The organism is Gordonia pseudamarae (assembly GCF_025273675.1).
Taxonomy (GTDB): Bacteria; Actinomycetota; Actinomycetes; order Mycobacteriales; family Mycobacteriaceae; genus Gordonia; species Gordonia pseudamarae.
The window spans coordinates 2,292,171-2,317,984 of sequence record NZ_CP045809.1 but is presented as its reverse complement, the minus strand read 5'-3'; the positions used below and the strand labels follow the sequence as shown (position 1 = coordinate 2,317,984).

At 67.7% G+C, this 25,814-nt stretch carries 12 protein-coding genes and 3 pseudogenes; 2 read left to right on the top strand and 13 right to left on the bottom strand.

What is annotated here, in order from left to right:
* Window positions 1-7: 7 nt before the first annotated feature.
* The 7 genes and pseudogenes from GII31_RS10195 to GII31_RS10170 form a co-directional block, all read right to left on the bottom strand.
* Window positions 8-6,715, bottom strand: coding sequence for a beta-ketoacyl synthase N-terminal-like domain-containing protein (locus GII31_RS10195; RefSeq protein ID WP_260840416.1), 6,708 nt, complete (start codon window positions 6,713-6,715; stop codon window positions 8-10).
* Complete coding sequence (locus GII31_RS10190) at window positions 6,712-11,538, bottom strand: SDR family NAD(P)-dependent oxidoreductase (RefSeq protein ID WP_260840415.1); 4,827 nt, start codon at window positions 11,536-11,538, stop codon at window positions 6,712-6,714. Before GII31_RS10190 ends, GII31_RS10195 begins: the two co-directional genes overlap by 4 nt.
* A gap of 57 nt (window positions 11,539-11,595) precedes the next feature.
* A pseudogene (locus GII31_RS22595) lies at window positions 11,596-11,829 on the bottom strand (hypothetical protein); the annotation flags it as partial.
* 85 nt (window positions 11,830-11,914) lie between these two features.
* Window positions 11,915-12,769, bottom strand: a pseudogene (locus tag GII31_RS10185) (beta-ketoacyl synthase N-terminal-like domain-containing protein); the annotation flags it as partial.
* A gap of 75 nt (window positions 12,770-12,844) precedes the next feature.
* Window positions 12,845-14,443 carry a PfaD family polyunsaturated fatty acid/polyketide biosynthesis protein gene (locus GII31_RS10180; RefSeq protein WP_213249174.1) on the bottom strand — a complete coding sequence of 533 codons (1,599 nt, stop codon included), beginning with the start codon at window positions 14,441-14,443 and terminating at the stop codon, window positions 12,845-12,847.
* Window positions 14,444-14,644: 201 nt separating this feature from the next.
* Window positions 14,645-15,097, bottom strand: coding sequence for a nitroreductase/quinone reductase family protein (locus GII31_RS10175; protein WP_213249171.1), 453 nt, complete (start codon window positions 15,095-15,097; stop codon window positions 14,645-14,647).
* A gap of 68 nt (window positions 15,098-15,165) precedes the next feature.
* Window positions 15,166-15,975: a transglutaminase-like domain-containing protein gene (locus GII31_RS10170; protein ID WP_213249169.1), complete on the bottom strand. Its 810-nt coding sequence runs from the start codon at window positions 15,973-15,975 to the stop codon at window positions 15,166-15,168.
* Window positions 15,976-16,418: 443 nt separating this feature from the next.
* Between GII31_RS10170 and GII31_RS10165 the strand changes: the two genes are divergently transcribed.
* On the top strand, window positions 16,419-18,098 hold the full coding sequence (locus GII31_RS10165) for a TIGR03767 family metallophosphoesterase (RefSeq protein ID WP_213249167.1): 1,680 nt from the start codon (window positions 16,419-16,421) through the stop codon (window positions 18,096-18,098).
* 176 nt (window positions 18,099-18,274) lie between these two features.
* Here GII31_RS10165 and GII31_RS10160 read toward each other — a convergent pair whose 3' ends face one another.
* The 5 genes from GII31_RS10160 to GII31_RS10140 form a co-directional block, all read right to left on the bottom strand.
* Window positions 18,275-19,870, bottom strand: a complete 1,596-nt coding sequence (locus GII31_RS10160) for an AMP-binding protein (protein WP_246222204.1) — start codon at window positions 19,868-19,870, stop codon at window positions 18,275-18,277.
* A 2-nt stretch (window positions 19,871-19,872) separates the two neighbouring features.
* Entirely contained in the window at window positions 19,873-20,775 is a 903-nt protein-coding gene (locus tag GII31_RS10155) for an NAD(P)H-dependent flavin oxidoreductase (protein ID WP_246222203.1), read from the bottom strand.
* Between the two features lie 92 nt (window positions 20,776-20,867).
* Window positions 20,868-21,911 (bottom strand): 2,3-butanediol dehydrogenase, encoded by a 1,044-nt coding sequence (locus GII31_RS10150; protein WP_260840414.1) that lies wholly within the window; start codon window positions 21,909-21,911, stop codon window positions 20,868-20,870.
* Between the two features lie 90 nt (window positions 21,912-22,001).
* Window positions 22,002-22,745 (bottom strand): SDR family NAD(P)-dependent oxidoreductase, encoded by a 744-nt coding sequence (locus GII31_RS10145; RefSeq protein WP_213249161.1) that lies wholly within the window; start codon window positions 22,743-22,745, stop codon window positions 22,002-22,004.
* A 19-nt stretch (window positions 22,746-22,764) separates the two neighbouring features.
* Window positions 22,765-23,259, bottom strand: coding sequence for a 2,4'-dihydroxyacetophenone dioxygenase family protein (locus GII31_RS10140; RefSeq protein WP_213249159.1), 495 nt, complete (start codon window positions 23,257-23,259; stop codon window positions 22,765-22,767).
* A 130-nt stretch (window positions 23,260-23,389) separates the two neighbouring features.
* On the opposite strand from GII31_RS10140, the gene GII31_RS10135 reads away from it, so the two are divergent.
* Window positions 23,390-24,388, top strand: coding sequence for an AraC family transcriptional regulator (locus GII31_RS10135; protein WP_213249157.1), 999 nt, complete (start codon window positions 23,390-23,392; stop codon window positions 24,386-24,388).
* Between the two features lie 370 nt (window positions 24,389-24,758).
* Here GII31_RS10135 and GII31_RS10130 read toward each other — a convergent pair.
* Window positions 24,759-25,741 (bottom strand): annotated as a pseudogene (locus GII31_RS10130) (IS481 family transposase).
* Window positions 25,742-25,814 lie beyond the last annotated feature (73 nt).

Here is a 25,814-nt window from a genome sequence, read left to right as displayed (position 1 = left end):
GTAGCGCTCAGGCGCGGACGGCGCGGACGCCCATCTTCTTGGTTTCGTAGATGCACAGGTCGTCGACCCAGAAGGTGCCGTTGAACACGACGAGGGTGCCGCGTTCGTCGGTGTCCACCGACAGGATTTCCACGGCCGAGCGGGCCAGCTTGGCCAGCGGGGTGACCTGGCCGCGGAAACTCCAGTCGAAGGACTGGTCGTGGGCGACCTGCTCGAAGTGCGTGGCACCGTCGGCGACACCGGCGAGCCGGGCCGCGGCACGGGCACACTGCTGCATCGCCTCCAGGCCCAGCGAGCCGGGCTGCACCGGATCCTGGAAGAAGTGCGCCTTGAAGAACCACGCCTCCGGATGCACGTCGTAGATGGCGACGGCGCGGCCCAGACCGGCCTCACCGGCACCCGGCCAGAACTTGACGCGATCGAGAACCTGCAACCGGCCCTGATGCAGGTACGGCGCACCGGACAGCTCCGGGCCGAGATACTCGACGTTCACCGGGGCCTCCGCGTTCAGCCCGTCGAGGGTGAACTGCGGCGACTTCAGACCCACCTGGTTCTCCATCGCCTCCGGCTTGAAGAATCCGAACGCGGTGTTCATCGTCATGACCACTTCGTCGTTCTGGGTGCAGACGACGTCGAAGAAGCAGATCGTCGACCCGCCGCCCTCGGCGAAGCGTTCCATCGTCGTCGACACCCGCAAGGTGCCGACCTTCGCCGGACGCAGCTGAGTGATGTTCTTGCCGTCGAGGTTGCGGAACAACACATCGTCGGGACGATTGGCGGCGAACCCGTTGTACGAGGAGAGCCAGCCACACGGCTGCAGCAGGATCTCGATCAGCACCGACAGCGGCACCGCGTCCGAATGGGTGTCGGCCAGGTACCAGGCATCGGCGGGCACATCGTATTCGGCGATGCAGGTACCGCCCTTGGTGGGCACCCCGGGCGGGCTGTCGACGCTGATGATGCGCGAGACGAAGTGGTACGGCTCATCCGGCAGGCGCGGCGCCCGACGGGTGCCGTCGAACGGCTTGTACAGTTCGCCGAACGCATCCGAGGGCATACCGCGACCGCAGGCGAGCAGCGCACCGTAGTCACCGCGCACGTCGGTGGTGCCTTCCAGGATGTGCACCGGGCCGGGTGCGCCGGGCGGCATCGGCCAGTCCGGGACCAGCCGGATACCGAAGCGCCGGGCATGGAACACCTTGAAACCGTCGCTGCGGCACAGCAGCGCCGCGTACACCGTCGGGATGGGTCCGTCGACGATCTCCTCGATGAACACCTCGTAGTCGAGGGTGTGATCGGCGTCGGGGATCACCTGACCGCGGCACACGAACCGGCTCATCTCGTCGGGCACCGGCTCGAACCGCCAACCGTCGTGCTCGATGGTGAAACCGTAGGCGGCCATCGCGAACGAGAGCGCCTGGGTGGCGGCGTCGGCCATCAGCGTGCCCGGCATGCACGGGTCGTTCTTGAAATGACCGTTGTAGAACCACGAGTCGGCCGGCACGTGCGCACGGGCACGCAGGTAGCCACGGCCCCACGGGCCGCCCTCGGGATCGAACTCTGCGATCTCATCGAACAACCGCAGCGGGCCCTTGGGCAGCGACGGGGTACGCGAATGCGCGGCGGCCCGCTCGAAACCCTCACCGAAACAGGTGTAGGCGTGGCCCTCGACGTAGGCCGTCAGCTCGTCCGCGGAGAACGACCGCTTGGTGGTGACCTGCGGCGGCGTGTCGCGGCGGGCCCCTTCGCGGGGGGCGTCGTCGGCGGCATCCCACAGCACACCGTCGGAGTCGGCGAGCTCGGCGTCGGAGAAGAACCCGGCCTGACCGTTACGGACCGAGATCATCAGCCGGTCACCGATGTAGCAGTCGTAATGGAAGAAGAACAGCCGGGTGTCGCCGGTCTTGGCGTGACCGTCGATGTGGATCACGTAGTGCAGGGTCTCCCCGCCCTTGGGCAGTTCACCCATGAACGTCAGATCGCAACCCAGCAGCCGGTAGACGCGTTCGCTGCGGTTGGTGAAGTCGGCACCGAGCCACGAGGCGAGCAGCAGGTCGGCCTGCCCCGACTCGATGACCACACCCGGTGACATGCGTCCGTTGTGCATGTACCAGGCGTCGGGGTCGACGTCGGTTTCGGTGACGATGGTGCCGGTCTTCATGGTGCCCGGTTCGCCGTCGATGCTGATCACGCGGTCGGCGAACAGCAGCGGCGGTTCGGGCATCCGCACGAGCCGCTCGTACTGGTCGTATTCGGCGAACTCGGGGCCGAAGACCTCCGAAATGTTGCCGCCGGCAAGCACTTCGAGCTGGGCGCGGGTGAACAGTACCTTCTCGGGTGCGGCGGGAGCCGGCGCCGCCGGGGCGGGTGCGGCCGGAGCCTGCGGTGCAGGTGCCTTGACAGCTGGCGCGGGAGAAGCCGGCGCCGGAGCTGCCTGGGATGCCGGAACCGACTGGGGGGCCGGAACCGCCTGGGGGGCGGGTGCACTGACGGCGGTGTTCAGCGCGGGCGCGGTGACGGCAGGTGCGGTGACCACAGGTGATGGGGCGACCGCACCGGCGACGATCCGGCCGGGCAGTTCGCCCCGGCGGCGGGCCACCATCGCCAGCATCGCCGCACGGGTCTCCAGGAACGCCGCATGCGCCTGCGCCTGCCGCTCGACGAATGCGCTCTGCGCACCGCTCACCGCTTCGACGACGCCCAGGGCTGCCGCGGTCTGATCGCCGACGGCCGCCGCGGGGGCGGCCGGAGCACCGGCGGCACCGGGCACACTCACGTACTCGGTCTGGGTGACCACGGTCTGCGGCAACGTGACCGCCGGCGGATACGACGGCGCCGGCGCCATATGTTGTGCGGGCGTGGTATCGGCGGCGACGGCGGAAACGCCGACGGCGTCGGGTGCTGACATCGGGGCACTCTCATTCTGCGCTGACAAAACTGTTGCTGGGGAAACAGTCACTGGTTCAAGCACTTTCGTCTTGATGGCGGTGTGCTGCGGCGGTGCCACCGAAGATCGGGCGGGCACTGTGGCCGGACGCTGGGCGGGTGCCGCGCTCGGTGCCGCGCCGTCGACGATGTCGGGCCAGTGACCGGCGAAGCTCAAGGTGCGGGCGCCTGCCGCGGCATCGGTGTCCTGCTGGTCGCGCAACACCGCGATGCGGTTGTCGAAACCCTCCAGCGCCACCGGGACCCCGTGCACCCACAGTTTGGACACCGCTTCGGCCAGGGCACGCAATCCGCGTCGTTCCTGCGCGTCCAGCGCGACCGCCAGATGTGGCCGGTCGCCCAGGATCTTGGTGATCGCGGCGGTCAGGGTGCCGCGCGGGCCGTGTTCGATGAACACCCGGACACCGTCGTCGTAGGCCTGCCGGACGGTCGCGGGGAAATCGATCGGTTCGAGGGCCTGACGGGTGATGGCGTCGGCGGCGGCCTCCCGTGTCGGGGTGTACGCGCCGGCGTGGCCGTTGCTGTAGAACCGGATACCCGGCGCCTCGAACGTCTCCCGCGAGTGGATGCGGTGCCACACGTCGGTGAACGGTGTCATCGCCTCGCAGTGGATCACCATGTCCAGACCGAGGTACATGTTGGGCGGGTTGCCGAGCGCCTCGATCACCCGCTTGCAGGCCTGCGGGTCACCGCCGATCACGCAGTCATCGGGCGCCTGCACGATGGTCATGTAGGCGCGCGGTTCGGCCGCGAGCGCGGCGTCGATCTGCTCGCGCGGAGCACTGATCCGCCAGCACTCCCAGTCGGTGGGGGTGCTGCCGTTGCCCCATGCCTCTCCCGCGATCCGGCACTCACCGGTGATCTGCTGGCCGTACATGCCCGACTCGACGATCTCGGCCAGCATCGGCTGCAGATCACGCCACACCCCGAACGCCATCAGCGAGTTGGTCTCACCGGAGGACAGACCGATGGCGGCGGACGGTTGCAGCCCCAGCACGGTCCGGGAGAACTCGGCCTGGGTCTGGCACACGACGGCGCAGCCGGTCAGCTGGAAGTACGCGTCCAGACCGGTGATGTCGTCGCCGTGCAGCTGCGGAACCAGGTCGGCACCGCCCGGGAACCGATGGGCAAGCGCCTCGGCCACCTCCGGCCAGGCCAGCAACATCTCGCGGCCCGCACCGGGATAGGCCGCGGCCGCACCGGTGAAGGCGAAACCGATCTCGCCGCTGATGGGTGCTTCGGCGAACAGGATGCCGGGACCTGCCGGGGCGTCGCCCCGGGCCAGCTGGTCGGCGGCCCCACGGCGCAGCACCGCGAGGGTGTCCGGGTTGTCGGCGACGACGGCGCAGCGCACCGGCCCATCGCCACCGGGCTCTGCCCGCCGCAACGCCTCGAGCAGTTCTGCCCGACTCGCGGCGGCGTACCGCTCGGAGATCGGCAGCGGTCCACGCGCGAGCGGTGCCGGTGCGTCGACGTCGACGCGCACACCGATGCTGTCGGTGCGGCCGCCGAGCGCGGCGACCCGCACCTGCGCCGAGTCCCGCCCCGGCGCGGGCTGTGCGCCGCTGGCCTCCACCCGCACCCGCGAGCCGAGCGCCATCACCTGTGCGGCGATCTCGACGGCCGCGGACGCGGCGTGGGTGCGTCCGAACCGGGCTTGGGTGAATCCGTCGTGGGCGAACGCCGCCGATTCGGCATCCCGGGTTTCGGCATCCCGGGTTTCGGCATCCCGGGTTTCGGCGCCGGGGGTATCGGTGTCGGGGGTATCGGTCTCGAGGACTGCCAGGATCGGCTCCCCCGCGGCCACTGCGTCTGCCCGTCGTTTGAGCACGAACACGACCGCGGCATCGCCGTGCTGTCCCGCCGCGCCGGTGACCGCATCGGCGGCCCGCTCATGGGCGGGTTCGCGGCACAGGTCGACGGCACCGGCGACGACGGTGTCGAGTTCACCACTGCGCAGCGCGCGGGCGGCGACCTTCAGCGCGGTGATCCCGGACAGTTCCTCGCTGGACACGGTGAAACCGAAACCGCGGAAGTCACGTTGGGCGTGAATCCGGTTGGCCGGGATGTTGGGCATGGTGCCGACCACACCATCGGCGGTGAGCTGCGGCGCCGACGCGGCGTTGGCGGTCAGCCACGCGTCGTCGTCGGCGTGCAGCACCCGCAGACGCTGCCGGCCGATCATCGCGTCGCATCCCATGCCGATGACCACGCCGGTGCGGTCGCCTTCGGTGCTGATCTCGCGCAAGGCCTGCGCGGAGGCGGCGAGCACGGTGGTCTGCTGGGCCAGGCTGCCCTTGAGTTCGCTGGGCGGAAAGCCGAGACCGACCAACTCCAGCTGCACCTGGTCGAGTGCCGACGGCTCCGCCTCGGCGCCGAGGGCCCGGCGCCGGAAGTCGTCGGCATCGGCGGTGTCACCGGTGACCGCACCCAATCCGCAGATAACGATGTCACCGGCGGGAGGCGCCGGCGGCACCGCCGGTGCCCGGTGTTCGGCCGGAACATAGTTCTGGACGATCAGGTGGGCGTTGTTGCCGCCGAACCCGAAGTTGCTGACCGCAGCCGTCTTGACCGCGCCGTCCCACCGGGTGGGTTCGGTGACCAAGGTGAACGGGGTGTCGGCCAGCGCCGGGGTCTGGGTGTCGCACAGCGAGGGCGGCAGGGTGCCCGCCTCCATCGCCGAGAGCACGTTGACCAGGCTCGCGGCACCCGAGACGGTGATCGTGTGCCCCAGATTGCCTTTGAGCGCACCAAGTTTGAGCGGCGCGTCACCGTAGGCTTCGCGCAGGCTCTCCAGTTCGGTGGCGTCACCGAGGACGGTGCCGGTGGCGTGGCAGTCCACATAGTCCACGTCCGCCGGGGTGAGCCCGGCCTGGGCGAGCGCGTCCCGCATGGCGGCGGTCTGCCCGGACGCGGCCGGCGCCAGGATTCCGCTCTGCCTGCCGTCGTTGGACAATCCGACGCCCCGGATCACTCCGAGGATGTGGTCGCCGTCGCGTTCGGCATCGGCGAGGCGTTTGAGCGCCACCAGCGCCGCACCGGCCGACGGCACCAGGCCGTCGGCTTCGGCGTGGAACGGCCGCGACCGGCCCGACGGGCTCAGCGCGCGCAGCGAGGTGAAACCCAGATGCAGGAACAGATCGTCGGCGCCGTTGACGCCGCCGGTCAGCATGAGGTCGGCCTCGCCGTCGCGAAGGGCGTCACAGGCCAGCTTGATGGCGTATAGCGACGACGCGCATGCCGCGTCGAGGGCGTACGCGGGGCCGTCGATCCCGAGAGCCCCGGCAACCAGGTGCACCGGCAGCCCGGACGAGAACCGGTTGCGCGGGTCCACATCGTCGGCACCGGACCACACGCTTTCGACGAAGGCGGTGTTCAGCGTCGACGGGTATGACAGATTTCCGACGATCAGGCCGGTGCGCGGCACGGTCTCCTGCCCGGGCAGGGCCTGGCGCGCACAGTGCCCCAGCCACCCCACCAGCGGGTCGAGCCGATCAAAATCGGGAATCAGCGCGGCGAAGTCGCTCAGATCCAGCAACGTGTCGGCGACATTGCCGCCGGTTGCCGATGCGACCCGCAAACCCGACTTGTCCGAGGCGGCCAGCGCCGCCGGGTCCACCCCGCGCCAGTGATCGCGTGGGGTGGGCGTGAGCAGGCTGCGGCCTGCCAGGGTCGCCTCGAACAGGTCCTGCGGTGTCGGGGCGCCGGGCAGCAGGCAACTACGGCCGACTATCGCGATCGGGGTGGCGGCGATAGGCGCATTGCTCACGCGAGATTCCCCGTCGCCGCGCTCGCACCCTCTGCGTTACCGGCGACATAGAACTCCACACCTTCGAGCGCGGCGAGCTGCGTGCCGTCGGTGCTTTCGAGGACGATGTCGAAGTCGACGCGCTTGTCCCCGTTCGGGGTTGCGGCGAACCGGCACTGCACCTGACCCGACGCCGGGAAGTCTGCGGTGAACACCGCACGCCCGATGCCGACGGGGAGCACCAGCGGCAGTCCCTGGGCCGTCGCCCACAGGATGCCCAGCTGCAACGCACCGTCGAGGGCGGCCGGGTCGCTCGCCCATTCGCCGCCGGTCCAGCCGGCCTCGGCCTTTACCTTGAGCAGGGCCGAACCACCGGTGGCGCCGTAGGCGGTGAGCTGATCGATCACCTGGAACGACGGACCGTGGAACAGCGGACCGGCGTAGGCGTCGGCAACACCGAACGGCCAGGCCCCGTCACCGGCTGCGGCCACCGCCACCGCCTGACCCGAACCCGATTCGACGCGCGCGGTGTAGCGGGCACGACCACTGGCATCACGGACGCTGACGATGTAGTCGGCGGCGTCGGGGGTGAGTCCGATGCTCAGCGTGTGCTGCTCCCCCGCCGGGAACGTGACACCCGACAGGACGCGGAAGTCGCGCACGACGGGAGTATCGGAGGCCGACAGTCCACGCACGGCACGCAGCACCGCATCGAGAACGATCACCACCGGCACGACAACGTTGCCGCGCACCTGATGGTCGGCGAGCGCCGGCAGGTTCTCGACCGAGATATCCCAGGACAGGCTGGTCGAGCGGAGCTGCGGTGCGGACGGGGCGGCGACCACGACGGCGGTGGCAGATGCCTTGCCGAGTGCGTGCCGGGCGAAGAACTCCGAACCCTCGCCGAGCGGGATGACCCCGACACCGGCCTCGGTGAAGCGGCTCTTGAGAGTGGCATCGACCATGCCACCATCCCACGGTCCCCAGCCGAAGGCGCGCACGACACAGCCGTCGCCACGGCGGCGCGACTCACGCGCGGCGATCGAATCGAGGGCGGCGTTCGCCGAAGCGTACGCGGCCTGTCCGGGGTTGCCCGCACGCGCCGCGATCGACGAGAACAGGGCGATGAACCGCAGGTCGTCGCCGGAGGTGGCGGCCAGCAGCGTTTCGGCGCCGATCAGCTTGGTGCGGAACACCCGCAGGAAGCTGTCGTCGTCGAGGTCTTCCAGACGCTTGTCGGCGAGCACACCGGCGCCGTGCACGAGCCCGACGATCGGGCCGAGCGCCTGCCGCACCTCGGTGAGCGAGGCGTGCAGCGTGTCCCGGTCGGTGGTGTCGGCGGCGAAGTACTGCGCGACCGTGCCCTGTTGCTGCGCGGTGGTCAGGGTTTCCCGGACCTCCCGCGTGGCCAGCAGCTTCTCGGCCTGCGCGCGGGCCTGCGGCAGGCTCAGCGACTCGCCGCGCGCACGTGCCGACGATGCCAGCGCCGTCGCGATCTCGGCGGCGGTGGTGCCTGCCGGTTCATCGGCCGACTGCGGTTGCAGCGGGGTGCGGCCCAGCAGGGCCAGACGCAGACCGTGCTGCTTGGCCAGTGCCAGTGCCGAGCGTGCGGTCACGCCACGCGCGCCGCCGGTCACCACGACCACGCCGTCGGCCGGGACCGCTACGGTCTCGCCGACCTCGGTGGCGTCGACTTCCTCGACCGCGACCAGTCGGGTTCCGTCGGCGCGCAGGGCAACCTCCACTCCGCTGCCACCGGCGAGCAGTTCGGCCGCGATCCGCTGCGGATCGAGGGTTTCGATGTCGATGGCCCGGATCGAGGCGTTGGGCCATTCCCACCCGGCGGTCTTGACCAGGCTCGCGACGCCCGTGGGGACGTCACCGCCGGCGAAGGTGGCGCCGGTGGACTGGATGGTCACCAGCACCCGGTACGTTGCGCTGCTCTTGGCGACGGCGCGGGCGGCGTGGAAGGCGCGCACATGCATGTCGACGCATTCGTCGGGGGTGCGGACGGCACCGAGTGCGGCGAGGCTGATGACCGCGCCCGCTTCCTCGGGAACCTCGTCGACGGTGCGGGCCTTGACACCCTGGGAGATGAGTACCTGTTCGAGGGCGTCGGCGAAGGCCGGGTCCTCACGGGTGATCAGGACGTCACCGTCCTGCAGGCCGGCCATGGCGAACCCGGCCGGGGGGACGACGCGCAGACGGGCTTCTGTGCAGCTCAGACCTACAGGCACCTCGTCGGCCGGGGTCTGCGATGCAGCGACGGACTGCGACGCCGAGGCGGCCGCGCCGCCACCACCGGCAAACCCGGCGACCGAGTTCACCACGTCCTGCAAGGTCCGCATCGAAGCCAGCTCAGAACCCGGAATCTCCGGGGCGCCAGGGTATTTCGCCTGCAGGGCAGACAAGATTTCGACTTGCTTGATGGAGTCGATACCGAGCTCGGCCTCCATCTCCATCTCCAGACCCAACATGTCGGCGGGGTAACCGGTCTTCTCCGACACGATCTCCAGAACCACGTCGCTGGCCGACTTGCCCGGAGCAGGAGCCGGTGCGGCAGCGACCGGAGCAGGAGTCGCGGCGGGCGCGGGTGCGGCAACCGGGGCCGGCGCGGCGGTAGCGACCGGCTTCACCACGGGTGCGGGTGCGGCGACAGGTGCCGCCGCCAGAGTCGGCGCGGCTGCGACAACCGGGGCCACCGCGGGAGCCGGCTGCGGCGCCGGTGCGGGCAGCGTGGCCGGGGCCTGCACCGATGCCTCACGGCGCGGGGTCACCACGGCGGGCGATACACCGGGGTCACCGACGATCTCGGCGAGCATCCGGGTCGACATGTCGAGGAACTGTTGGTGGCTGTCGGCCACCACATCGAGATAGCGCTCGTGCTGAGCAGCCGTTTCCCGCTGGATCCGGTCGATCAGACTCCACGCGTCGGTCGACAGCGGTGCGTCACCGGCCGGTGCGGACGAGGCCGCGGCGCGGGCGGCGGGTGCGCTGGACGGTTGGGACGAAGAGGTCACAGTCGATCTTTCTGCTGTCGCGGGCGCGGCGGTCTGGGGACGCGGAGCCGGGGATGCCGGATCTGCGACAACGGGAGCGGGGGTGGCCGGGGTGGGGGCAACCCGGGCGGTGGCAGGCGCGGGAGCCGCCGTAGCTGGTTTTAGTGCCACCGGAACAGATTGCGCGGCAACGGCTTTCACCGGTTCGGCAGCGGCCGATGCCGCTGCGAGCGGCTGACGCTTGCGCTTGGGGGTGATGACGACCTTGCCGTCGGCGGGCGGGTACGGCTTGCCGACGTTGGCACCGCCGACCATCACCGCGTACTTGGGCGCCGGCACGAACTTCGCGGGCTCCTCGTAGTGGTCGTAGAGCCGGACCAGATCCAGGCCCACACCGTCGGCGGCGAGCACGGCCAGGCCGCGGTGCCAGCCACGCAGGTCCGCGACCTTCGGATCGTCCAGTGCCACGGCCAGATGTTCGATGTCACCGAGGATCTGGTTGACCAGCCCGGTGAGCACCCGGCCGGGCCCGACCTCGATGAAGCGGGTGACGCCGTCCGCGGCCATCGCCTGGATCATCTCGCGGAAGCGCACCGACTGCCGGACCTGATCGGCGAGCTGCGCGGTCGGCTGGTCGCCGTAGGGCGCGGCGGTGGCGTTGGCGTACACCGTCAGATGGGACTCGCCGAGCGGCAGCGTGTTCAGGTACTCGGCGAACGGCGCCGAGCTCTCGGCCACGATCGGCGAATGGAAGGCGGACGCCACCGTGAGCCGCTTGGTCCGCAGACCGGCTCCGGCCGCGGCCTTCTCGACGTTCTCGATCTCGGCGATGTGGCCGGCGACGACTACCTGGCGAGGACCGTTGTCGTTGGCGATGACCAGGGTGCCGTCGGTCTTCGGCTGAGCCTCCAGGAGCGTGCGCACCTCGTCGGCGCTCGCGACGATAGCCAGCATCGTGGCGTCCTTACCGCGACCGGCCTCGGCCATCAGCAGGCCGCGGGTGCGTGCGGTCTCCATCAGTCGGTCGGCGGGCAGCACACCGGCCGCGGCGAGCGCGGTGACCTCACCGAAGCTGTGGCCCGCGGCGGCGTCGGCCTTGACGCCGAGTTCGTCGAGCAGCGCGAGCTGGGCGAGGCTGATGGCCGCGATCGCCGGCTGGGCCGTCTCCATCGCGGTCAGTGCGTTGTTCTGCACCGCGCGGGTCTCGTCGTCGAAGGCCGGTTCGGGGAAGACCGCGTTGTGCAGGTCGGCCAGGTCGCCGCTGAGTCCGTCCCACACGGCCAAGGCCTCGGGAAAGTCCAGTGCCAGGTCGGCGCCCATGCCGATGTAGTGGCTGCCCTGTCCGGGGAACAGGAAGGCGGTCTTGCCCGAGCGCGGGGCACCGAAGCCCACGGCGATGTTGGGGTCCTTGATGGCGGCGGCCTTGCCGTCGGCCAGTGCTGCGCGCAGTTTGTCCACCAGGCCGCTCAGTGCGTCGGTGTCGGCGGCCACCAGTGCGGCACGCGCACCCTGGGAGGCATCGAAGGACTGGGCCGATTCGAAAGCGATCCGGGCCAGGCCCTCACCGGAGCGAACCTGCTCGGCGATCTCGCCGACGCGGGTGGCCAGTTCGGCCTCGTTCGCGGCGCTGAGCACGACGAGTTCGGTGGGCAGTGTGCGCAGGCGGCGGGCCTGGTTGGCACCCTCGTACTGCTCCAGGGTCACGTGGAAATTGGTGCCACCGAAGCCGAACGAACTGACCGACGCCCGGCGCGGGGTCTCGTCGGTGCGCACCCACGGGCGGGTCGTGCTGTTGATGTAGAACGGCGTCTCCTCGATACCCATCTCCGGGTTGGGCCGCTCCACTTTGAGGGTTCCCGGAAGGGTGGAATGCTGGAGCGCCAGAACGGCTTTGATGAGTCCAGCGGCACCGGCCGCGGCCTTGGTGTGACCGATCTGGGACTTCACCGAGCCGATTGCGATGCGATTGTCGGTATCGGTGAACACCGACTTGAGCCCAGCGAACTCGGCGGCGTCGCCCGCCTTGGTGGCGGTGCCGTGTGCTTCGAGCAGGCCGATGGTCGTGGGGTCGTAGCCGGCGTGCCGGTAGGCCGCGCGGACCGCCTTGGCCTGCCCTTCCGAACGCGGGGCGTACACGCTGGAAGCACGGCCGTCCGAGGAGGAGCCGATGCCACGGATGACGGCGGTAGATGTCGTCGCCGTCGCGTTCGGCGTCGTCGAGGCGTTTGAGGGCGACCATGCCCACGCCCTCACCGATGAGGGTTCCGTCGGCGCCGTCCGACAGCGGCCGGATATCGCCCGTCTTGGAGAAGGCCGGCGTCTTGGAGAAGCACATGTACATCATCACGTCGTTGAGGGCGTCGACGCCGCCGGTGATGACGGTGTCTGCCTCGTGCAGGTACAGCCGGTGCAGCGCCGACTGCAGCGACGCCAGGGAGCTCGCACACGCGGCATCGATCACAAAGTTGCAGCCGCCGAGGTTGAGCCGGTTGGCCACACGTCCGGCGACCACGTTGCCGAGCAGGCCGGGGAAGGTGCTCTCCACCCACGGCGGGTAGTGCGCGGCGATATCGCCGGAGATCTCCTCGGCCTCGGCCTCGGACAGGCCGTTTTCCAGCATGGCCTTGCGCCACACCGGGCCCTGCAGCCGGGCGCCGGCCTGGACGACGAGTTCGGTGGTGGAGGCCACGCCGAGGATGATGTCGGTTCGGTCGAGGTCGAAGTCCTCGCGACCACCGGTCACCTTGTCCAGGACCTGCTTGGCGGCGATCAGAGCCAGGATCTGCGCCGAATCCGTCGTCTGCAGCGATGCGGGCGGCAGACCGAACTTGACCGGGTCGAACGGCACCGGGTCGATGAAGCCGCCGCGCTTGCAGTAGGTCTTGTCCGGCACCGACGGGTCGGCGTCGTAGTAGTCGTCGATCAGCCAGTGCGTGGGTGGCACCTCGGTGATGGCGTCACGGCCACCGGAAACAGTCCGCCAGTAGCCGTCGAGGCCGGTCTCCCCCGGGTAGATCGCGCTCATGGCGATGACAGCAACTGGTGGGGAAACGTAGTTCTTCGCGGTGTCGCTCAAAATTCCTCTTCGATGTGCGGTGCCTGGCGGGGCAACAGTCGGGCGGTGGGCCCGGTGGTCGGTGGGTGGTACTCGTCAGCCCAGGGGTCTGGGCCGGAAATCGAACGCTCCGGGCGGCAACTGGACACCTGCGGTGCGCAGCTGGCCGGCGCGGGTGATGGTGGCCGCCCCTTCGAGAAGGTTGAGCGCGATCTGGCCGGTGGTGCGGGACCCGACGGGTTCGAGAAAACTGCCCCTGACCCAGGTATTGAACCCGCCCATCGCCGGGCCGCACCAGATCTGATAGTCCCCACGGCGATCGGTGTCGCCCTCGCGGGCCCACTGGGCACCCGAGAACAGGTACCAGCGGAACACCAGCGCCATCAGGTGATGCGGGTCGGCCTCCGCCCGCGCGATCTCACGGGGGTCGCGGCTGGAGAAGAAGTCCTTGGTCTCGGCCCAGATCTCGTCGATGCTGCGCCGCAGGACCTGCTTCTCCAGGGCGGCGACCTCCTGCGCGGGGGCGTCGGCGAACGAGGCGTATTTGCGGTAGAACTCGGTGAGCCGCTGTCCGCGCTGGGCGAACATGGTGCCGCGCTTGAGAACCTGCACGGTCACGCCCATCTCGAACATGTCGGCGGCCGGGGCGGTGGCCACGTCGGTGGCCTGCGCCAGCGCCAGCAGGTCGCGGCCGTCCTCGGACAGTCCGCTCTCCACGGCCGACTGGTTGACCGAGCCGGTGAGCACATAGGCCGCGCCGGCGGCGAACGCGGCCGCCACCGCGGCCGGGGTTCCGATACCGCCGGCCGCGCCGACACGCGGAAGCACGGTGTAGCCGTACTGTTCGGCGATCTCGTCGCGCAGTGCGATCAGGCTGGGCAGCAGGACGGTGAGCGCGCGGTTGTCGGTGTGGCCGCCCGAGTCGGCCTCGGCGGTGATGTCCTCGGCGATGGGGATCTGGGCGGCGAGTTCGGCCTCTTCGGCGGTCAGCCGGCCCTCGGCGACCAGCGCCCGGAGCATCGCCTCCGGCGCGGGTGAGAGGAAGTGCCGGGCGATCTCATCCCGGGAGACCTTGGCGAAGACGCTGCCGTACCGGATGATCTGTCCGTCACCGCCGCGGCGCAGCCCCTTGGCCGCGTACAGCACGACGGCCGGGGTCAGCTGCATAAAGGCCGACGCCGACACACAGCGCACACCCATCCGCAGGAACAGTTCCACGGTGGCCATCTCGCGGCGGTCGTCCTGGACGTTGTGGATGAGGTTGGCGCCCCATCCTGGCGAGTCCGGGCCGAGGGCCGCCTGGATCTCCCTGATCCCGGCCTCGACGGTGTCCAGATCCAGTCCCGCACTGCCGTAGAAACCCATCGCGCCCGCGCGGACGGCGGCGATCGCCATCTGCGGGGTGGCGATACCGCGGGCCATCTCACCGGCGACGTAGGGAAAACGCACACCGTGCGCGGCGGTGAATGAGCGCTCGCCGAGCCATTCGGGGTATACGGGCGGCAGAAGCGCGAGCAGTTCGTTCCCGGCGATCTCGGCCAGTCCCCCATCCCCGACGACCACCGGAACCGGGCCGAGCGGCGACGCGACGACGGCGACGGGTTGACGGATTTCGGCGAGTGCCTCGGCGACATCTGCTCGCGTGTCTGCCGGGGCAACTTGTGCATGGGGCAGCCCCAGCAACGTCTGATGCATGAGAGGGGACACTAACAAACAACGTGAGTGGCGTCTATCACGGCATGGTGCCCTTCCGATCCGGCACCACCTGCCGCGGGTCGACGGTACGCGCATAAAATTCCTGCTCACCATCGGTATGCCGCCGCCGGCATCGGATCCGCGCGGCTCCGGCATCGGAGATAATGGCGACCAGACTCACATCGTCGTGACGCAACCGCCTCAGGTCCGCTCGCAGATCAGCAGCGGGATCGTACGGTCGGTGTTGCGCTGGTAGCCGACGTAGCCCTGATACGCCTTGACCGCCTGTGGCCACAGTTCGGCATGCTCGGCGGCGGTGGCTGCCCGTGCCCGCATCGGCACCGTCTCACCATCGACGATCACCGTCACGTCCGGGGTGGCGACGGCGTTCCGGAACCAGTCGGGATCCCTACCCGACCCGCCTTTGGACGCGACGAGGACAACGCGCGTGTCGTCATGGACCGGGGTGGTGAGCAGAGTCGTGTACGGCTTGCCGGACTTGCGGCCCACGGTATGCAACTCGATCGTCTTCATACCGAGTATCGACGTGGGAAACCGGCCGCCGGTGATCGTCAGCAACGCACGATGACCGTTTTCCAGGAACCAGGAACCAGGCACCAACGCCGGCGACGCGGTCGGGGTATCGCATGGCATCACCCTAGTCGCCACACATGACCGCGTGGATCGCAATTCATGCTCGGCAGGTGATAGCGTCCACACACCTAACCGATGCAGATGCGCTCGGTCCCGTCGTCAATCGGCAGTCCGTCACGAACCGTTGCGGTGACCTCATAGGAATCGAGGTTGATAGAGCCACGGTGGTTGTCCAGGAATGCGGTGTCCGCGGCATCACGTCCGGTCGCGATACGCACGAGGCTCTGCCGAGGCGCCAGTCGAGTGGCGTCGACGACGACCCACTGCCCGTCGATGATCGCCTCGGCGACGGCATGGAAGTCCATCGGATCGCAGCCCGGGGCGTAGACGGCCACGAGCCGCGCCGGGATATTGAGCGCACGCAGCAGTGAGACGACGAGATGCGCATAGTCACGGCAGACTCCGGCGCCGGCCAGTAGTGTGTCCGCCGCACCGTCGATGGGATCGCTGGCACCCGGGATATAACTCAGCCGGTCCTCGACGTACGCGGTGACCTGGTTGAGCAACTCGCCGTCCGGGAGCGACGAATCGAACTGCCCGGCGGCGAAGCCGAAGAACTTGTCACACTCGGCGTAGCGGCTCGGTCGCAGGTAGGTGGAGCGATCGGTGATGGCGACCGGAATCGGATCGGCGGGTGTGGTGACCGACGCCGAGTAGTCGACCTTGATGAGCCCGCTGTCGACCTGCAGCCGGTGAATACGGGAACCGTGATCGTCGATGATCTCTTCGACCTCCACCGGAGAATCGTCCAGGGTCACCGTCAGATTCTCGGTCAGTTCCAGACCGGGCAGCCTGGCCACCGCGATCTGCATCTCGATCTCGGTGGCGGCTTGGACGGACACCTCAAGCTTGGCGGTGACGTCGCGGGGAGAAGTCATGGCTCCACCGTAGGTGATCATTGACGAATTGGCAGAGATACCGACCGTTCGGTCACCACGTCGGCGACAGGGTCCGCCCAGGTCACGTCCAGTGCACCAACCACATTCACGAGATCCGTCGGCGCCCAACTGTCACGCCACGGTCCTCGGATCAGTTAACTGAGCGAGCGGTGACGGTGTCGAGGTCTGGGGTGCCGCCGAGATCATCAATGACCTCGACACCAAGCGCCGACTGTGGACCGGTCTGCTCGGCTACGACCTTGACGCCTTCTTTCCCGGCGGACCGGAGTCGGCGGAGGCGTGCTTCGTCGCGGTTACACCCGATCGCCCGGTGTTCCTCAAGCAGCACGGAGTGGGCGGTCGCGAAACGTGGAAGGCCGACCGATAGGGCGCCGTCCCCCGTCTTCAGTACTGAGCGACGAGCAACCCGCTAGTCTGCTGCCATGCCAGGTTCTCGCCCCAGCGCGCTGTCCCGTCGTACCTTCCTCGCCGCGGGCGCGGCCACCGTCGGCGCTTTCGCCACCGGCGGAGCTATCGCCGCCGCAGCCCCTGACGTCCTGGCCGAGGCCAACACCGCCGGTACCACCCTGGCGCGGGCCGCACGGCCCGGCGGGGCCCGTGCGGGCGGCTACCGGAAACTGGTCGCGGGCCCGGGGTGGCCGCTATACGTGCGCCAAGAATTGGCCACTGCGAAAGCGGGCCGTAGCAGGACCCGGAACGGTCTCGCCGCCTTCGTTCAGCTCACCGATATGCACATCACCGACGTGCAGAGCCCGGCTCGTTTCGAGTACACCCATGATCTGATCACCGGCTCGGCGTTCCGACCCCAGGAAGCACTCAACACCCAGGGCGCGGTATCGCTGGTCAACCGGATCAACTCGCTGTCAGGCGGACCGTTCTCGGGGCGTCGTTTCGATGCGGTCGTCACCACCGGCGACAATACCGACAACCGCGAATCGGTGGAACTCGATTGGTTCTGCAAAGTTCTGTCCGGCGGCTCGATCACCCCGAACACCGGTGCGGCCAACCGATTCGAAGGGGTGCAGAATTTCGGTTCGACACTGTACTGGCAGCCCGAGTCCGCGATCCGAGACATCTACAAGGAACGTGGATACGTCCAGATCCCCGGCTACCTGCGTGCGGCCATCGCGAAACACCGCAGCCCCGGCCTGAATGTCCCGTGGTACGCGGTGCTGGGTAACCACGATGACCAGTATCTGGGCACCATCCCGAACAACATTCTCGACGACATGTACCTGTGGTCGGTGAAGCTCGATGTGCCCGCGACCAATCCGGCGGCCGGGCAGATCGCCCAAGCGATGCAGTCCAATCCGGCGGCTTTGGGCCCTCTGATGGCGGCGCTGCGGGTGAGCGGTCCGGCGTACCCGGTGACCCCTGATTCGCGTCGTCGGCCGTTCTCCAACCAGGAGTTCGTGCGGCGGCATTTCGACCCGGCGCTCACCGGACCCGGCCCCGTCGGTCACGGATTTGCCGCCCCCGACGGACCCACCTGGTACACCTTCCAGATCGCGCCGGGCGTGCTGGGTATCGCGATGAACACCTGCAACAGCCTGGGCCTATCCGACGGCTCCATCGGCGATCGGCAGCTGCGGTGGATTCAGCGCCAGATCACCGCGCACCGCGACCAGCTCGTCATCGTGTTCAGCCACCACACCTCCGACACCATGTCCGCCGCCCTGCCCAACCCCGACACCCCCGGCGAACGCCAGTACGACGGCACAGCCCTGGTGGCGATGCTCGCCCGGCACAACAATGTCATCGCCTGGGTGAACGGACACACCCACAACAACCGGCTGATCCCGCACCGCGGCAGCACCGCCGAACACAGTTTCTGGGAAATCAACACCGCCAGCCACATCGATTTCCCGCAACTGGCCCGCATCGTCGAGGTGGTCGACAACGCCGACGGCACCCTGTCGATCTTCACACCGCTCATCGAAGCCGATGCACCGTACACCGCCGACGAATCCGACCTCACACCCGACGGCCTGGCCAGCCTGTATCGCGAACTCGCCTACAACGACCTACACACCGACCCCGAACGCATCGGGAAGCTGACCGACCGCAACTGCGAGCTCCTCCTCGCCCATCCCCTGCGTTGACCGAGGAGTCCATCAGCGACGGGTGAAGAGACGTTTCATAGCTCGCCACTCCCGGGTGAACCGGGTCGCCCAAGAGGATGCCTGCGTGGAAGGTTGGGAGCCGCTCGAAGCGGCGATCACAGGGACGCCCGACCCTGATGACCGCCACGTTGTCGCAGCCGCGGTTGGAAGGTGGCTCAGTGCACGAGTCGGTCCTGATCACGCCAGAAGGGAGCCTTGAGGGCCTTCTTGTCGACCTTGCCCGTGGTCGTGAGGGGAAGGTCGTCGACGAAGTCGATGCTCTTGGGCGCCCAGACCCCACCCTTGCGCTCCTTCACCAGCGTTTTCAGGTCGTCGGCACCGACCGCCGAATCCGGGGTGCTGACCACGATCGCTTTGACGGCTTCGCCCCACTTCTCGTCGGGAACACCGATCACAGCACATTGGGCGACATCGGGGTGGGTCAGCAGTACGTCCTCGATCTGCCGGGGAAAGACATTGAATCCGCCGGTGACAACCATGTCCTTCTTGCGGTCGACAACGTACACATAGCCCAATTCGTCCACGTAGCCGATGTCGCCGGTGTGCACCCAGCTATCGCGGATCGTACCCGCGTCCTGCGCGGCATCGACGTAGCCGACCATTCGACCTGGCTGCCGACAGCAGATCTCACCGACCTCACCGACCGGTAGGACGCGGTCCTGATCGTCTTGTATGGACAGTTCCACATGAGACATGGCGCGGCCGGCCGATCCCAGACGCCCGACTGCTGCCGGGTCGTTGAGGTCATGGTCGTCCTTTGTCAGGCAGGTCATGAAGCCGGGCTCGGTTCCCGCGTACGTCTGAGTGAAGACCTGGCCGAACAGCTCGATGGCCGACCGAAGCCGATCCGGAGCGATCGGCGACCCCGCGTAGACGACGGTCCGCAGCGACGACAGGTCGACCTCGTCCCGGCGCGGGTGGTTGAGCATCTGATAGATCACCGTGGGAACCAGTGCTGTGGCGGTGACCGCGTGTTGCTCGACTACATCGAAAAGGAGATCGACGTCGAGTCCGGGTAGTAGCACGAGGGTTCCGCCGTGGAGCAGTGTCGGCAACACGAATATCTGCGCGAAATGGGTGAGAGGTGCGCCCAGCGCGAAGACCTCACCGGCGCGCACGTCGCCGATCTCGGTACCGGACGGAATATGCATGTGCAGGGTGCGCTCATGCGAGTTCTTCACTGCCTTGGGCTGGCCGGTGCTACCCGAGGTGAACGAGATGCTCACCAGATCCTCAGGCTCCACGTGGATAGAGGGAGGCGTTGCCGGCTGATTGTCGAATACCTCCTTGAAACTCAGCTCGTCCGACGGCTCCGATACTTCAGTCGCGGAGGCGGGAACTGCCGGAATCCGGATGAAACGACGCACTGTCGGGCACTGTGCACGCAGCTGATCAACGATGTCTGCGAAGAGCTCGTGGTACACGAGAGTGGTCGCCGAAGCAGCGTTGAGGAAGTACGCGTGGTCGTGGGCAGATGCCCGTGCGGGCATCTGCACCATGACTCCGCCGGACTTCCACAATCCGTGCTGGGTCGGAATGAACTCCAGGCAGTTCGGCATCAGCATGCCGACCGCTTCACCGGGCTTCAGTCCGAGCTCGATGAATCCATTGGCCACACGGTTGGTGAAGGCACCCAGTTCGGCGTAGGTCAGCCGCCGCTCCCCGTCGATCACCGCCGTCCGTGCGGGGTAGTACCGGCAGGCCCGATCAAGCGGTTCGTACATCAGTCGCCACAGTCGCATATCCGCCATGGTCATTCCTTTCCTGAAGTGGTGTGAGGGGTCGGGGTGGGCCGCCACCTGGCCAGAGTGTCGTCGACGGCTGATCTGTACTCGGCGTCCAGGGCGGCCACGACGTCGGCGACGCTGTCGGTCTGTCTGATCGCGGAGACCGCATGCCCGGCGCTCCATGCGAACGGCCCGGCATCTGTCAGCGAGCCGAAGTCGAAGCCCGCGGTGGTGATCGCGGGATCGGGTTCGTGCTGGTCCAGCCAACTCTGCAGAATGCTGCTCGGAATCCCGCTGATCCGGCTGGTGAGACGGACGTCATCAAGGCCGGCCTCCAGGACCGCTTGGCGGTACCGCTCGTCGGCGCGGCTTTTGTCGGTAGCCAGGAACCGGGTGCCGAGATAGGCCAGGTCGGCGCCGGCCACCTGTGCCGCCAGAATCGAGCGGCCGTCGCCTATCCCGCCGGCGAGCGCGATCACCCCATCGAAACGTAGGCGGACTTCGCGGACGAACGCGAACGGGTTCGCGGCTCCGGTCTGACCACCGGCACCGGCGGTCAGAAGGACCAAACCGTCGACGCCCGCGCGAACAGCACGCTCAGCGTGCGCGACCGAGGCGACGTCGGCCAGGACTGCGATGCCGGCGCGGTGCAGCGACCGGACGACCGAGTCGGGAGCGCCGACACTGGTGATCACCGCACTGACCTGGTGATCGGCAAAGCACTCGAGATCGGCGTCGATCCGGGAGTTGGCGCGATGGACGACCAGGTTGGGCATCAACAGCCGTCCCGCATCACCGAGTCCCGACAACAGGCCGGTGAGCATGGAGTCAAGTTCCGCCGTGGTCGATGCGTTGTGTGCGGGCATCGATCCGATGATCCCGGCCGCGCATGCGGCGGCGACCAGTTCGGGTCCCGAGATCCGGGTCATCGGTGCTGCGACGACCGGGAGCCGAAGTTCGGCGATAAGGGTATGCAGACGGGCGACGCCACTGCCAGCCGTCGGAGGGGACGCCATGACGGTCAGATCTCAACGAGGATCTTGACCGCTTCGCCGGCCCGCAGAAGCTCGAACGCATCGGTCAACTGGTCGAGCCCGATCACGTCGGTCCATCCGTCGGCGCCGTATACGCCTCGCTCCATGTTGGCGATCACCTCGGCGAACTCGGTGTCGGAGTAGGTCAACGAGGTGGTGATCGTGTGCTCGCCGGTGAGCAGGGCCGTGGGGTTGAAGTCGAGTCCCCGTTCGTAGACGCTGACGACCATCAGGATTCCGTGGGGAGCGAGAACGGACAGGCCGTCGGCGAAGGCCTGCGGCACGCCTGCTGCATCGAAAACCACAGCGGCTCCAACGCCGCCGCTCACCTCGTCGACGATCGTCTGCAGATCCTGGGACGTCGGGTCGACAACCCGCTCGGCGCCGAGTCGGGAGATCGCCTGCCGTCGCTGACCGGACGGCTCGGAGACGATCACCTTTTCGATGCCGCGGGCGCGCAGCGCGAGCCAGACGCCGATGCCGATGGCGCCGCTGCCGATGACGACCACGGTGTCGTCGGCACCGGGTGCCGCGCGATTCACCGCGTGCTGGGCCACAGCGAGCGGTTCGACAAGCGCACCGGACAGCAGTGACACGGAGTCCGGCAACTTGTGTGCCATGGTCTCGTCGACGACGGTGAACTCGGACAGACCTCCGCCGGCCGCGCTGCCGCCGTGGAAGGCGAGCTGCTTGCAGATGTTCGGGGCGCCGATACGGCAGGCGGGGCATTCACCGCACGAATAGGTCGGCCTGACTGCCACCCGATCGCCGGGACCGAAGACGCCGGCACCGTCTCCGACAGCGACGACGGTCCCGGAGAACTCGTGACCGAGAACGCACGGCGCATGGGCCCCGGTCAGCGGGTGCGGTTCCATGGGGATGAAGGTCGGCGCGTTGAAGTACTCGTGCAAGTCGGATCCGCAGAGGCCGTTGTACGCAACTGCGATCTTGATCTGGCCGGGACCGGGCTCGGGTTCGGGGATCTGCTCGAGTCGGACATCGCGGACTCCGTGGTAGCGTGCGGCACGCATGGCGGACCTGCTTTCAGTGTGGCGGGGAGAGGGTCTTGTCGATAATCGAAAGGGACCGGGCCCGCCGCGCGGTCGGCGGGCCCCGGCGGATCACACGGTCAGGTAACCGCCGTCGACGGGCAACGTCGATCCGCTGATGAACGAGGCGTCATCGCTGCAGAGAAAGGCGATCGCCTTCGCGACCTCGAACGGGTCGCCGATCCGGGCGAGCGGGGTTCTGGCGACGATCCCGGCGAACACATCCGGCGCCACGGTGGCGATCGAGCGGAACAGCGGGGTGTCCACCCAGCCGGGCGCGACCGCGTTCACACGAGTGCCGTCGGCGGCGAACATCTGCGCCATCGATTTGACGAGCTGCACGATCGCGCCCTTGCTCGCCGAATAGGCAGGGCCGTCCTTGGACCCGAAGTAGCTCATCATCGAGGCGATGCAGACGATCGAGCCGGCATCACTACGGGCAAGCAGAGGCGCAGCGCGATAGCAGAAGTCCTGCACCGCAAGCAGATTGATGTCGATAACCTTTCGGAATCCGGCCGTCGTCGACTCCGCCTCGCCCATGGTCAGTCCGGCAGCGGGCACAAGGATGTCGAGGCGGTCGATGCGATCGAAGAATGCCTCGACCGATGCGTCGGCGGTGACATCGAGTTCGTGTGTGACGATCGGCAGGCCTTCTGGGGCGTCGAACCGGTCCGCCTGGAGGCCCACCGCGTGGACCGTGGCACCGAGTCGGGCCAGGTGCGTGACGGTGGCGGCGCCGATTCCGGAGGTGCCACCGGTGACGACCGCCACCCGGCCGGCAAAGGACTGCGGAGCGAGCGTGGCTTCGTTGCTCATGATCTGTCTCGTTCTCTGCTCAGCGGATGTCGGCGGTGCCGCCGCGGATCAGGTTCGGTCGCCGATCACCCTGCTGCTCGAGGGTGTTGTAGTACATCGCGAGAGTCGTGGTGGGATCGACAATGCCGGTGCAGGCGCCGTCGCCGTCGATCAGGATCAGCGCGCCGTAGAGAACGAAGGTCGCCTTGGTGATCTCGGTGTTGTCGGCAGGGGTCTCCAGCGTGTGCACCGAGCCCGCGGGTTCGAAGATGTAGGACCCGGCGACGTTCATCGATGCGTCACCGTACTCCTGGTAGAACCAGCGGCCGGCGCTGGTGAAGCCGTGCACGGCACCGGTGTGCTGGTGTGTGGGCAGGACGGTGCCGGGCTGGAAACGGCCGTTGAACACGACGAAGCCGTTCTCGACGTCCGCCGCGAGCAACTGGAGGGAGAATCCGGGAGCCAGGATGCCGTGGGCCCACGGCATGTCTGTGGCGTCGAGGGTCAGAGCCGGTGGAATGTTCATGGTAGTCATCGCTGGGCCTTTCCGGGCTGCGGCACAAGTGCGGGATATGGGCTGCGTCACTGTGTGACAGATCCCAGTATGGATGCCATGTGATTCCCATTGCTTGACAGAACGCGACGGATTTTTGACAATTTACGACATGTCGGATCTGATTCGGGCGACGTCGCTCACACACATCTCTGAGCTCATCATCGATGCCGGTGGGGATCCGGCCGAGATGTTCGCGTTGGTCGGGTTCGACAGATCGATCGAGCCTGCGTTCGGCGCGTTCGTGCCGTACTCGAAGCTGGCGCAGTTGATGAACACCGCGGCAACGACTCTCGGCATCGCGGACTTCGGGTTGCAGTTGTCCCGCTACCAGGACTTCGCGATGTTCGGCCCCGTGTCGGTGCTGATTCGCAACGCGCGGACTCTCGACGAGGCACTCACCGGTCTCATCCGGTACCTGTACACCTACACTCCGGCAGTAGTGGCCTCGGCACGGGGAAAATCAGCGGAGCTGTCGGCCTTCACGTGGAAGTATCGGGTCCGGCGAATGCCTCAAACGGCCCAGCTGACCGAACTCACGGCCGCTGTCGTACTCGACATGCTCGAACGGATCACCGGCGGTGAGTTCACCCCTGTACGAATCCGAATGACACATCAGCAGCTGTCCTCAGATGCGACCTATGGCCGGCACTTCACATGCCCGATCGAATTCGAAGCCGACGCCAACGAGATCATCTTCCTTGCCGCCGACCTGGATCGGCCGATCAGTGGCGACCAGCAGGCGTATCTGCTCGCAGAGCAATACCTGACGAGCCAGGTCCACCATGACAAACCAAGCGGGCAGGTTCGCGAGATCTTGATCAAACTGCTGCCTCTCGGCGAAGCGGACCTCGCGTCGGTGGCCGCGGCGATGCTGGTCCACCCTCGGACGCTGCAGCGTCGACTCCACAACGAAGGCCTCGGATTCGAGGAGGTTCTTGCGGAGGTACGGCGCACCCGGGCGATCGAGCTGCTACAGACGACCGAACTGCCGATGGCGGTGATTGCCCGTGAGCTCGGCTATGCCGAGCAGAGTTCATTCGCACGGAGCTGCGTCCGCTGGTGCGGAGCATCACCGTCCGCAGTCCGGCGGCGCGCACTCATGAGGTAGCCCAGCCCTCGCATCGGCGGCGTTACGCGCCGGCAGAACACGTCGACAAGCAGCTGATCACAGTAGGATCGGCCGCCGAGCACCTGGCCCGCGCGGCGCGCGCCCCGGCCTGATAGGTTCACCGCCCACTCACCCGAAACCAGCACCGCCGCCCCACGTCGAGGCCATCGAACGGGGCGGCGGTGTTGTCTGTTCCGAAGGTGCCGAAAATGGCAGTAGCGGCCCGAATCGGGCCGCTACTGCACGTATTTTGCACGCTGGCCAGCAATAACGCTCTGACCTGGTGGTCCCGGCTGGGATTGAACCAGCCGAACGGGTAAATACCGCACCCGCCGACACCTCGGCAAATACCTCCAGAAATCTGACTCTACTAGGTGTACTTCCCCGTGAGGTTGTGAACGCGTAGGCGTTCGATGGGGGTGAGTCCGCCGATGCCGGTGTGGGCTCGGTGGTGATTGTAGTTGTGGAGCCAGTCGTGGTAGGTGGCTGCGCGGGCGTTCTCGGAGGTGTAGGCACGCGCATAGCCACTCGCCGGCCAGAGTGCGGTTGAAGCGTTCGACTTTCCCGTTGGTTTGCGGCCGGTACGGTCGGGTCCTTGTGTGTTTGATGTGGTCACCGAGCGATTGCGCGAAAACCTTTGATCGATAACAGGACCCGTTGTCGGTGAGGACTCGTTTCACGTGATTCCATACGCGGTGAAGAAAGTGTTGGCCCGGGTCCAGAACCCGGCCGCGGTCTCCTCGCGTTCGTCGGTGAGGATCTCCGAATACGCCAGTCGGGTGTGATCGTCGACGGCGTGATGCAGGTACGCATACCCTGGCCGCTGCTGCTTCTTACCCCTGGCGCCCTCGGCGCGGCCCAGCACGCGGTGGCCGCCGCCGTCGGGGATACGGCCGAGCTTCTTGATATCGACGTGGATCAAGTCACCGGGGGCATCGTGCTCGTACCGGCGCGGTTTCGGTGCACGTACGGGCAATCCGGTGGCCTGATCGAGATGACGCAGCAGCGGCATCCGGTACCGGCGCAGCACCGCCTCGACGGTGGATTGGGCGAGCTTCAGGTGCGCGGCGATGCGTGCTGCGCCCCAGTGACGCAGGAAGCGTAGCTTGATGATCCGTCGTTCCCGGCGCTGTGGTAGCCGGTGAGGTGAGCGGTGTGGGCGGCTGGACACATCGGACATACCGGCTGCGCCGTGCTCACGGTAGCGGTCAGCCCACTTCTTCGCTGTGGCCTGTGAACAGTTGAACCGTTCAGCTGCTCAACTCACCCTGACACGTAGGGGTGGTCCTCGACGACGCGCCGAGCCAGACTCAGGCGTCCACGTTCGGTCAGGAAAGCATTACGGTGGGTCATGAGGGCCTCTCGGTGCTCGGCGTGTGTGTGGTAACCACACCGATACCGGAGGCCCTCACCCGTTCACAGCCGC